Source organism: Flavobacterium sp. FlaQc-49 (genome assembly GCF_044005985.1).
In the GTDB taxonomy this organism is placed as follows: Bacteria; Bacteroidota; Bacteroidia; order Flavobacteriales; family Flavobacteriaceae; genus Flavobacterium; species Flavobacterium cupriresistens.
In genome coordinates this window covers 481,410-494,844 of sequence record NZ_JBIPCS010000001.1, presented here as the reverse complement: position 1 = coordinate 494,844, position 13,435 = coordinate 481,410, and the positions used below count along the sequence as shown (strand labels likewise).

At 42.9% G+C, this 13,435-nt stretch carries 1 protein-coding gene and 2 pseudogenes; all 3 read left to right on the top strand.

Features of this window, described 5'->3' with window-relative positions:
• Positions 1 to 83 precede the first annotated feature (83 nt).
• Positions 84 to 2,789, top strand: a pseudogene (locus tag ACHRV3_RS01990) (hypothetical protein); the annotation flags it as partial.
• Positions 2,790 to 2,969: 180 nt separating this feature from the next.
• Positions 2,970 to 5,678, top strand: a pseudogene (locus tag ACHRV3_RS01985) (beta strand repeat-containing protein); the annotation flags it as partial.
• 174 nt (positions 5,679 to 5,852) lie between these two features.
• Entirely contained in the window at positions 5,853 to 13,403 is a 7,551-nt protein-coding gene (locus ACHRV3_RS01980; protein WP_395434452.1) for a gliding motility-associated C-terminal domain-containing protein, read from the top strand.
• Positions 13,404 to 13,435: the final 32 nt, after the last annotated feature.

The following is a 13,435-nucleotide window of genomic DNA, read 5'->3' as shown; positions in this document are numbered from 1 at the left end:
ATGGTTGTACATTAAACCAATCGATAGTAGTAAGCGAACCGGCAACGCTAACACTTGCCGAAAACACAGGAGCTCATCAACAGGTGTTGTGTTCAGCAGGTGCTACAGGAAGCTTCACGGTTACTGCCTCAGGAGGTAATGCGCCTTATCTGTATAGTATTGATAACTTCGCGACAAGCAACACAACAGGAGTATTCAGTTCATTAGCAGCAGGATCTTATACAGTAAAAGTAAAAGATGCCAACGACTGTCAAGGTGCAAATCTAACCATAGTAATCACAGAACCTTCTACAGGTCTGATGGTTAATCTAACCAAACAAAACGCAACTACAGCGCAAAGCTGTAGCAATGGTAGCGCTACAGTTACCGCTACAGGTGGTACAGCGCCATATACGTATCTATGGAGTAATGGAGGTACAACAGCAACCATCACAGGACTTCTCAACGGAACTTACAGTGTAACGGTAACCGATACTAACGGCTGTACATTCACAGAGAGTGTCGTAGTGGATTGTGTGAATACTTGCGACGCTGTAGTAACAGTTGGAACCGTTACCAATGTATTGTGTACCGGAACAGCTACAGGAGCGATTACAGTGAATGCAAGTTCGGCTTTACGTCCAGGGGCAGTCTTTACTTTCACTTGGAGTGATGGAACGATTACCACAGGTACCAGTAGTACAATAAGCAATAAAGCAGCCGGTACTTATACTGTAGGAGTAACTATAAACGGCACCGTATGTGATGCCGTAGAAGAAAGTATTACCATCACCGAACCGGCAAGCATGTTAAGCGCCAGCGCTACTGCTACCGATGAGAACGGTCCAACAACCAGCGACGGAACAGTAAGTGTAACAGCCAGTGGCGGAGTAGGTCCTTATACCTATCTATGGAATACCGGAGCTACAACTGCTCAGGTTACCGGACTGGATATGGGAACTTACACCGTAACAGTAACCGATACTAATGGTTGTACTGCTACAGCGAGCGCAACAGTGAACAGTGGAAGTTGTCTGATGTTAGCTGCAACAGCTACCAGTACAGCAGTGAACTGCTTTGGTACGAGTACCGGAACAGTAAGCGTTAGTGTAAGCGGAGGTTCTGGCAACTTTACCTACCTATGGAATAATGGAGCCACTACAGCCACAGTAAATAATTTGGCAGCAGGCAATTATAGTGTAACGGTAACTGATACCACTACTTTATGTACTACAACAAGTAGCGCAGAAGTTCAAAGTCCATTAGCGTTGACGCTGCAAGCTGGAGCCACACAAGTATTATGTAATGGACAAAACAATGGATCTATAGACATCACCGTAAGTGGTGGTACAGCGCCATATACTTATGCGTGGAGTACTACTAACGGCAGTGGTTTAACACCAACTCAAGAAGATCAGGTTAATCTGGGAGCTGGTACTTATAACGTTACCGCTACAGACAGCAAAGGTTGTACAGTAACCGAATCAATTACAATCACCCAACCCGTTACACTGGTTCTTGCAGAGAACACAGGCGCTCATCAAGAGGTGTCTTGCACAGGAGGATCAACAGGAGGCTTTACTGTGGCAGCTACAGGTGGAACTACACCTTATCTGTACAGTATCGATAATTTTGCTACAAGCAATTCAACAGGAATCTTTAGCGGATTAACTGCTGGTGGCTATGTTGTAGTGGTACGAGATGCTGGAGATTGTCAAACTAGTATACCAATTTCGGTTACGGAGCCTTCAAACAATCTAACTGCAAACTTAAGCAAACAAAATGCTACTGTAGCTAATAGTTGTGGTAATGGTAGTGCGACAGTTACCGCTTCAGGTGGTACAGCGCCATATACTTATTTATGGAGTAACGCTGCTACTACACAATCAATTACAGGATTAACAGCTGGCGCTTATAGTGTAACGGTTACCGATGCCAATGGTTGTACTTTCAATGAGAGTATAGTGGTGGATTGCACAAGCAACGGTTGTGATGCAGTAGTGCAACTTGGAACTGTCACTAATATACTTTGTACCGGAACGTCTACAGGTGCAGCAACAGTGAGTGCCAGTTCAGCTTCACGACCAGGAGCAGTCTTTACTTTCACCTGGAGTGATGGAACAGTGACCACTGGTACCAGTAGTACAATAAATAATAAAGTGGCCGGTACTTATACCGTAGCCGTAACTATAAACGGCACTGTATGTGATGCAGTTGAAGAAAGTATTACGATCACCGAACCGGCTTATGCATTAAATGCAAGTGCTACAGCCACAGACGAACAAAATGCGGCTGCTAATAATGGAAGCGTTAGAGTAACCGCTTTAGGTGGTAAAGCACCTTATACGTACCTATGGAATACCGGAGTGACTACTGCCCAAGTAACCGGACTAGATGCTGATACTTATAATGTAACGGTAACCGATGCTAATGGTTGTACCACTACAGCAAGCGCTAAAGTAAACGATGGTACCTGTCTGATGTTGTCAGCAATGACTAGCAGTATAGCAGTAAGTTGTAATAACAGCAGTACAGGAACAGTTAGTGTAAGCGTAACAGGTGGTTCAGGCAACTTCGGATACTTATGGAACACTGGAGCCACTACCGCTACAGTAAGCAATTTAACAGCGGGAACTTATAGTGTTACTGTAAGCGATAATACAACTTTATGTACAACAACAAGTAGTGTAACGGTTCAAAGTCCACTGGCCTTATCATTAGGTTACGGATCAACAGCGGTATTGTGTAATGGACAAAATAATGGCTCGATTGATATTACCGTAAGTGGTGGTACAACGCCATACACTTATGCATGGAGTACCACTAATGGTAGCACTGTGGTAGCCACAAGTGAAGATCAGGTTGCTTTAGGCGGCGGTACTTACGATGTTGTGGTTACTGATGCTAACGGTTGTACATTAAACCAATCGATTATAGTAAGCGAACCGGTAACGCTAACACTTGCCGAAAATACAGGAGCTCATCAACAGGTGTTGTGTTCAGCAGGTGCTACAGGAGGTTTCACTGTTACAGCCTCAGGAGGTAATGCTCCTTATCTGTACAGCATAGATAACTTTGCCACAAGTAATTCAACAGGAGTATTCAGTTCATTAGCAGCGGGTTCTTATACTGTAAAAGTAAAAGACGTTAATGATTGTCAAGGTAGTTTGTCTATTCTAATATCAGAACCAGCTACTGCTTTAACAGTTAATTTAAGCAAACAAAACGCGACGACTGCACAAAATTGTAGTAACGGTAGCGCTACAGTTACTGCCACAGGAGGTACAGCGCCATACACCTATCTATGGAGTAATGGAGGTACAACAGCAACCATCACAGGACTTACCAATGGCGCTTACAGTGTTACAGTAACCGATACGAACGGCTGTACATTCACAGAGAGTGTCGTGGTGGATTGTGTGAATACCTGTGACGCAGTAGTAACAGTTGGAACCGTTACCAATGTATTGTGTACCGGAACAGCTACAGGAGCGATTACAGTAAATGCAAGTTCAGCTTTACGTCCTGGAGCAGTCTTTACTTTCACTTGGAGTGATGGAACGATAACCACAGGTACCAGTAGTACGATAAGCAATAAAGCAGCCGGTACTTATACTGTAGGGGTAACTATAAACGGTACTGTATGTGATGCTGTAGAAGAAAGTATTACCATCACCGAACCGGCAAGCATGTTAAGTGCCAGCGCTACAGCTGCCGATGAGAACGGTCCAACAACCAGTGATGGAACAGTAAGTGTAACAGCCAGTGGAGGAGTAGGTCCTTATACCTATCTATGGAATACCGGAGCAACTACCGCTCAGGTAACCGGACTGGATATGGGAACTTACACGGTAACAGTAACCGATACTAATGGTTGTACTGCTACAGCGAGTGCAACAGTGAACAGTGGTACTTGTCTGATGCTAGCTGCAACAGCTACCAGCACAGGGGTGACTTGTTTTGGTAGCAGTACCGGAACAGTAAGTGTGAGTGTAACAGGAGGTTCAGGTAACTTTACCTATCTATGGAATACTGGAGCTACTACAGCTACAGTAAATAATTTAGCAGCAGGTAATTATAGTGTAACGGTAACTGATACCACAACTTTATGTACTACAACAAGTAGCGCAGAAGTTCAAAGTCCATTAGCGTTGACGCTGCAAGCTGGAGCCACACAAGTATTATGTAACGGACAAAATAATGGATCAATTGATATCACCGTTAGTGGTGGTACAGCGCCATACACTTATGCGTGGAGTACTACTAACGGAGCTGGTTTAACACCAACTCAAGAAGATCAGGTTAATCTAGGCGCAGGAACTTATAATGTTACCGCTACAGACAACAAAGGTTGTACAGTAACAGAATCAATTACAATAACACAACCCGTTACACTAGTTCTTACAGAGAACACAGGCGCTCATCAAGAGGTGTCTTGTACAGGAGGATCAACAGGAGGCTTTACTGTGGCAGCTACAGGTGGAACTACACCATATTTGTACAGTATAGACAACTTCGTTACAAGTAACGCAACAGGAATCTTTAGCGGATTAACTGCTGGAGGCTATGTTATAGCGGTACGAGATGCGGGAGATTGTCAAACTAGTATACCAATTTCGGTTACAGAGCCTTCAAACAATCTAACTGCGAACTTAAGCAAACAAAATGCTACTGTAGCTAATAGTTGTGGTAATGGTAGTGCGACAGTTACTGCCTCAGGTGGTACAGCGCCATATACTTATCTATGGAGTAACGCTGCTACTACACAATCAATTACCGGATTAACTGCAGGTGCATATAGTGTAACAGTTACAGATATTAACGGTTGTACTTATACTCAAAGTATAGTAGTGGATTGTGGAAGCAACAGTTGTGATGCAGTAGTGCAACTTGGAACTGTCACTAATGTACTTTGTGCCGGAACGTCTACAGGTGTAGCAACAGTGAGCGCCAATTCAGCTTCACGACCAGGAGCAGTCTTTACTTTCACCTGGAGTGATGGAACAGTGACCACTGGTACCAGTAGTACAATAAATAATAAAGCGGCCGGTACTTATACCGTAGCCGTAACGATAAACGGCACTGTATGTGATGCCGTTGAAGAAAGTATTACGATCACCGAACCGGCTAATGCATTAAATGCAAGTGCTACAGCCACAGACGAACAAAATGCGGCTGCTAATAATGGAAGCATTAGAGTAACCGCTTTAGGTGGTAAAGCACCTTATACGTACCTATGGAATACCGGAGCTACAACAGCTCAGGTAACAGGACTAGATGCTGGTACTTATAATGTAACAGTAACCGATGCTAATGGTTGTACCACTACAGCAAGCGCTAAAGTAAACGATGGTACCTGTCTGATGTTGTCAGCGATGAGCAGCAGTACAGCAGTGAGCTGTAATAACAGCAGTACAGGAACAGTTAGTGTAAGCGTAACAGGAGGTTCAGGTAACTTTGGATACTTATGGAACACTGGAGCCACTACCACTACAGTAAGTAATTTAACAGCGGGTACTTATAGTGTTACTGTAACAGATAATACCACTTTATGCACTACAACAAGTAGTGTAACCGTTCAAAGTCTACTAGCCTTATCATTAGGTTATGGTTCTACAGCAGTATTGTGTAATGGACAAAATAATGGATCAATCGATATTACCGTAAGCGGTGGTGCAACGCCATATACTTATGCATGGACTACTGCAAACGGAAGCGGTTTGACACCAACTCAGGAAGATCAGGTTGCTTTAGGCGGCGGTACTTACGATGTTGTGGTTACTGATGCGAATGGTTGTACATTAAACCAATCGATAGTAGTAAGCGAACCGGCAACGCTAACAATTGTAGAGAATACAGGAGCTCATCAACAAGTGTTATGTTCAGCAGGTGCTACAGGAAGCTTCACGGTTACTGCCTCAGGAGGTAACGCGCCTTATTTGTACAGTATTGATAACTTCGCGACAAGTAATTCAACAGGAGTATTCAGTTCATTAGCAGCGGGTTCTTATACTGTAAAAGTAAAAGATGCCAACGACTGTCAAGGTAGTTTGTCTATTCTAATATCAGAACCAGCTACTGCTTTAACAGCTAATTTAAGCAAACAAAACGCGACGACTGCACAAAGTTGTAGTAACGGTAGCGCCACAGTTACCGCCACAGGTGGTACAGCGCCGTACACCTATCTATGGAGCAATGGAGGTACAACAGCAACCATCACAGGACTTCTCAACGGAACTTACAGTGTTACAGTCACAGATACTAACGGTTGTACGTTCACAGAGAGTGTCGTAGTGGATTGTGTGAATACTTGCGACGCAGTAGTAACAGTTGGAACCGTTACCAATATATTGTGTACCGGAACAGCTACAGGAGCGATTACAGTAAATGCAAGTTCGGCTTTACGTCCAGGGGCAGTCTTTACTTTCACTTGGAGTGATGGAACGATAACCACAGGTACCAGCAGTACGATAAGCAATAAAGCTGCAGGTACTTATACCGTAGGGGTAACTATAAATGGTACTGTATGTGATGCCGTAGAAGAAAGTATTACCATTACCGAACCGGCAAGCATGTTAAGCGCCAGCGCTACAGCTACCGATGAGAACGGTCCAACCACTAGCGATGGAACAGTAAGTGTAACAGCCAATGGTGGAGTAGGTCCATATACTTATCTATGGAATACCGGAGCAACTACCGCTCAGGTAACCGGACTGGATATGGGTACTTATACAGTAACAGTAACCGATACCAATGGTTGTACCGCTACAGCGAGCGCAACAGTGAACAGTGGAACTTGTCTGATGTTAGCTGCAACAGCTACGAGTACAGCAGTGAACTGCTTTGGTAGCAGTACCGGAACAGTAAGCGTGAGTGTAAGCGGAGGTTCAGGCAACTTTACTTACCTATGGAATACTGGAGCTACTACAGCTACAGTAAACAATTTACCAGCAGGTAACTACAGTGTAACGGTAACTGATACCACTACTTTATGTACTACCACAAGTAGCGCAGAAGTTCAAAGTCCATTAGCGTTGACGCTGCAGGCTGGAGCCACACAAGTATTGTGTAACGGACAAAATAATGGATCTGTTGATATCACCGTTAGTGGTGGTACAGCGCCATATACTTATGCGTGGAGTACTACTAACGGAACTGGTTTAATAGCTGCGAATGAAGATCAGGTTAATTTGGGAGCTGGTACTTATAACGTTACTGCTACAGACAGCAAAGGTTGTACTGTAACCGAATCAATTACAATCACCCAACCGGTACAACTTACCCTAAGTGAAAATACAGCAGCTCATCAAGAGGCGTCTTGTACAGGAAGCGCCACAGGAAGTTTTACTGTTGTAGCGACAGGTGGAACTACACCTTATTTATATAGTATCGACAACTTCGTTACAAGTAACGCAACAGGAGTATTTAGCGGACTAGAATCAGGTAGTTATACCGTTTCGGTACGAGATGCAGGAGACTGTCAAACCAGTGTTGCCATACTAATTAGTGAGCCATCAAGTAGCTTAACAGCTAATCTAACTAAACAAAACGCTACTACAGCCCAAGGTTGTGCAGATGGTAAAGCTTCAGTAACAGCTACAGGTGGTACATTGCCATACAGCTATTTATGGAATACAGGAGCTACTACAGCAAGCATCACCGGATTAACAGCTGGCGCTTATAGTGTAACGGTTACCGATGGTAATGGTTGTACTTTCAATGAGAGTGTTGTGGTGGATTGTGTGAATAATTGCGACGCCGCAGTAACAGTTGGCACAGTAACCAATGTATTGTGCGTAGGTGCTGCTACAGGATCCATTACAGTAAGCGCAACTTCAGTATTACATCCGGGAGCAGTCTTTACCTTCACTTGGAGTGATGGAACAATAACCACAGGCACCAGCAGTACTATAAATAATAAAGCGGCCGGTACTTATACTGTAGCCGTAACGATAAACGGCACTGTATGTGATGCTGTAGAAGAAAGTATTACGATCACCGAACCAGCTAGTTTGTTAAGCGCCAGTGCAACTGCAACAGATGAGTTAGGTCCAACAACCAGCGATGGAACAGTAAGTGTGACAGCCAGTGGAGGAGTAAGTCCATATACGTATCTATGGAATACGGGAGCCACAACCGCTCAGGTAACCGGACTTGATATGGGTACTTACACCGTAACGGTAACTGATGCTAATGGTTGTACTGCTACAGCCAGTGCTACGGTTAATGCCGGTACTTGTCTGATGTTAGCAGCTACCAGTGGTAGTACAGCAGTCAATTGTTTTGGTACCAATACCGGAACAGTTCATGTAAGTGTAACAGGAGGTTCAGGTAACTTTGGATACTTATGGAATACCGGAGCCACTGCCGACACAGTAAGTAATTTAACAGCGGGTACTTATAGTGTTACTGTAACCGATAATATAACTTTATGTACGACAACAAGTAATGTAACTGTTCAAAGTCCACTAGCCTTATCACTAGGATATGGTTCAACAGCGGTATTGTGTAATGGACAAAATAATGGATCAATCGATATCACCGTAAGCGGTGGTACTATGCCATATGTTTATGCATGGACTACTGCAGATGGAAGCGGTTTGACACCAACTCAGGAAGATCAGGTTGCTTTAGGCGGTGGTACATATAACGTTGCTGTTACCGATGCGAATGGTTGTACAATTAATCAATCGATAGTAGTAAGCGAACCGGCAAGTTTGATCCTTACTGAAAATACAGCAGCTCATCAACAGGTATTGTGCTCAGGTGGAGCCACAGGAAGCTTCACGGTTACAACCACAGGAGGTAATGCACCTTATCTATACAGCATAGATAATTTTGCAACAAGTAATTCAACAGGAGTTTTCAGTTCATTAGCAGCAGGTTCTTATACGGTAAAAGTAAAAGACGGTAATGACTGTCAAGGAGCAAATCTAACCATCGTAATCACAGAACCAGCTACTGCTTTAATGGCTAATCTAAGCAAACAAAATGCTACGACTGCTAACAGTTGTAGTAATGGTAGCGCTACAGTTACCGCTACAGGTGGTACAGCCCCATATACCTATCTATGGAGTAATGGAGGTACGACAGCAACAATTACAGGATTAACGAACAACACTTACAATGTTACAGTAACCGATGCTAACGGTTGTACCTTCACAGAAAGTGTAGTAGTAGATTGTGTGGATACTTGTGATGCAGTAGTACAGTTTGGAACTGTAACCAATGTATTGTGCGCAGGAACTGCTACCGGTTCTGCTACTGTGAGTGCCAGTTCAGCTTTACGTCCGGGAGCAGTCTTTACTTTCACTTGGAATGATGGAACCATTACAACAGGTACCAGCAGTACGATAAGCAATAAAGCTGCAGGAACGTATACAGTAAGTGTGACTATAAACGGAACGGCGTGTGATGCTGTACAAGAAAGCATTACGATAACCGAACCAGTGACCATGTTGAGTGCAAATGCTACTGCTACCGACGAGAATGGCCCAACCACCAACGATGGAACAGTAAGTGTAACAGCCAGTGGTGGAGTAGGTCCTTATACCTATCTATGGAATACCGGAGCGACTACCGCTCAGGTAACCGGACTCGATCAGGGTACTTATAATGTAACGGTAACCGATGCTAATGGTTGTACAGCCACGGCTAGTGCAACGGTAAATAACGGTACTTGTCTAATGTTGACCGCTACAGCGAGCAGCACAGCAGTGAGTTGTTTTGGTACCAGTACAGGAACAGTAAGCGTGAGTGTAAGCGGAGGTTCAGGTAATTTTACTTACTTATGGAATACTCCGGCAAGTAACACTACTGCCTCAGTGAGTGGTTTACCAGCAGGTAATTATAGTGTAACGGTAACCGATACCACAACTTTATGTACTACAACGAGCAGTGCAGAAGTTCAAAGCCCACTAGCGTTATCATTAGGTTATGGCACTACAGCAGTATCGTGTAGTGGACAAAATAATGGATCTATTGATATTACTGTAAGTGGTGGTACAACGCCATATGCCTATGCATGGACTACTTCAGACGGAAGTGGCTTAGCACCAACTCAGGAAGATCAGGTTAATTTAAGTGCAGGTACTTATAACGTTACGGTTATAGATGCAAACGGATGTATATTCAATCAATCGATAGTAGTAAACGAACCAGCAAGTTTGATCCTTACCGAAAATACAGGAGCGCATCAACAAGTGTCTTGTACAGGAGGAGCTGGCGGAAGTTTTACTGTCACAGCTACAGGCGGAACTACACCATATTTGTACAGTATCGATAATTTTGCAACCAGCAATACAACAGGAATCTTTAGCGGATTAACTGCGGGATCTTATATTGTAAAAGTAAAAGACGCAAGTGGTTGTCAAGGTGGCAGTTTGTCTATTGTAATCCTTGAGCCATCAAGCAGTCTGATAGTTAATTTAAGTAAACAAAATGCTACTACAGATCAAGGTTGTAATAATGGTACAGCTTTGGTTACAGCTACAGGTGGTACAGTTCCTTATAGTTACTTATGGAGTAACGGTGGTACAACACCAACTATTACAGGATTGACAGCAGGAATCTATAACGTGACCGTAACAGATAAAAACGGTTGTACTTTCACAGAAAGTGTTGTAGTAGATTGTGTGAACAATTGCGATGCGATCGTTCAGCTTGGAGCTGTTACTAATGTACTGTGTGTAGGTAGTGCTACAGGTTCTGCAACTGTGAGCGCCAGTTCAGCTTCACGACCAGGCGCAGTATTTACTTTCACCTGGAGTGATGGAACAGTTACAACAGGTACAAGCAGTACATTAACTAATAAACCGGCAGGGACCTATACCGTTGCTGTGACCATAAACGGCACTGTATGTGATGCCGTTGAAGAAAGCATTACGATCACTGAACCGGCGAGTATGTTAAGTGCAACTGCAACAGCTACTGATGAGCGCGGCCCAACTACTAATGATGGAACGGCTACAGTAACCGTATTAGGTGGTAAAGCGCCTTATACCTATCTATGGAATATAGGATCGACTACAGCTCAGGTAACAGGATTAGATGCGGGTACGTACAATGTAACCGTAACCGATGCTAATGGTTGTACAACTACAACAAGTGCTACAGTAAACAACGGTACTTGTCTGATGTTAGCAGCGATGAGCAGCAGTACGGCAGTAAGTTGTTTCGGAAGCAGCACAGGAAGTGTGAGTGTAAGTGTAACAGGAGGTTCGGGCAGTTTCAGTTACACATGGAATACCCCGGCAAATAACACTACAGCCACAGTAAACAATGTACCAGCCGGAACTTATCAGGTAACAGTAACCGATACGACGACTTTATGTACGACGACCAGCAGTGTAACGGTTCAAAGTCCACTAGGTTTATCATTAGGTTACGGAGCTACGGCAGTACTATGCCATGGACAGCATAACGGATCAATTGATATTACCGTTGGCGGAGGGAATACACCATATACTTATGCATGGACTACTGTTAACGGTAGTGGTTTGGTAGCAACTCAGGAAGATCAGTTCAACTTAAGTGCAGGTACCTATAATGTTAGCGTTACAGACAGTAAAGGATGTACAACAAGTGAATCTATTGTAATCAGTGAACCAACAGAAATTGTTCTGACAGAAGCCGCTACAGGACACACGAATGTGACTTGTACGACCACTTCAAATGGAAGTTTCAAAGTTACCGCAACAGGAGGTATCGGTGGTTATATTTATAGTATTGACAATTTTGCAACAAGTAATACTACAGGTATCTTTAGCGGATTGACAGCAGGTGATTACATCGTACAAGTATCGGATAATGGAGGTTGTACCAATACAGTATCTCTTAAAATAACAATATCCGAATCTTGTATAAAAGCGGTTAAAACGGCTACAGTAGTGGACAATGGAAATGGCATAACCGGACTGGGAGATACTGTAAATTATACGATCACAGTGAAAAATACGGGTAATATAAATCTAAACAGTATTACTCTGGTTGACAGTTTAACTGATGGAAATGGAGCGACATTAACATTAGCTACAGGACCAACTTTCCAAAGCGCTGATCAAGGATCGACTTTAGGTAATTTATTGGTAGGAGAAACAGCAACCTATCTGGCCAGTTACGTGATCACACAAAGTGATGTAGACAGCAATGCGATAAGCAATACGGTACTGGTAAGCGGTAAAGACCCTGTAGGAACTCCGGTTACCGATATTACCGATAACGGAAATGATACCGACGGTAACACGACCGATGATCCGACTAAAATAAACTTCACGGCAATTCCGGTAATCAAAGCAGTTAAAACAGCTACAGTAGTTGATAATGGCGACGGTATAACAGGAGCTGGAGATACCATAAATTATACGATTACAGTTAAAAATATTGGCGCTGTGCTGGTTCAAAGTTTGATTTTGGATGATCAACTAACAGATGGAAATGGAAATGCTTTGACACTGACAACAGGACCAACATTCCAAAGTGCGAATCAAGGATCAGCTGAAGGAACTTTAAAAGTGGGCGAAACAGCAACCTATAGAGCAAATTATTTGATTACAGTTCAAAATATAGCCAATGGAAGTATAAATAATAGTGTAATAGCAAATGGTGTTGATACTAAAAACGTAAAAGTCTCTGATAAATCCGATAATGGAAATGACACCGACGGTAATATAGTAGATGATCCAACAGTTATTGTTCTAAGGGAACTTAAACCAACTATAAGTTTATCGAAAACAGGTACATTTAATGATGAAAATAAAGATGGTTTTGCCTCAGTAGGAGAAACAATATCTTACGCTTTCGAAATTGTAAATACCGGACAAGTCGATTTATTTGATATTGATCTTAAAGATGATCTGCCGGGTATTCTTTTAAGTGGCAGTCATATTGATCAATTACTGGTAGGAGAAAGAAGTGTTGGAGTGCTTACAGCAATTTATGCGATTACTGCTACTGATATTAGACAAGGATTTGTAATGAATCAGGCCATTACTATAGCAGCTGATAATAAAGGTAGTTTGGTTTCCGATTTTTCAGATGATCCAAACGATCCGACAAATAAGGATTTAAATAATGATGGAAATCCTGATGACCCTACAATAGTTAATCTGGTAAGAGTGAAATTAATCATTCCGGATATCATAACTCCAGGTGGAGACGGCCACAATGACAAATGGATAATTCCGGGTCTTGAACTGTATCCTAATAATACCGTAGAAATTTATAACCGATGGGGTATAAAAGTATTTGGAGCAGACGGATACGGATCCAGAGGAGCATTGTTTGAAGGTTATTCAGATGGACGTGTGACAATCGACAGAAATAAAAAACTACCAACCGGTACCTATTATTATGTACTGCATTATGTAGATGAGTTTGGAGAATCACACGATATGGCAGGACCATTATATGTTATGCCTGACTAAAAGCCTGATTTATTTAATATAAAAATCTAACT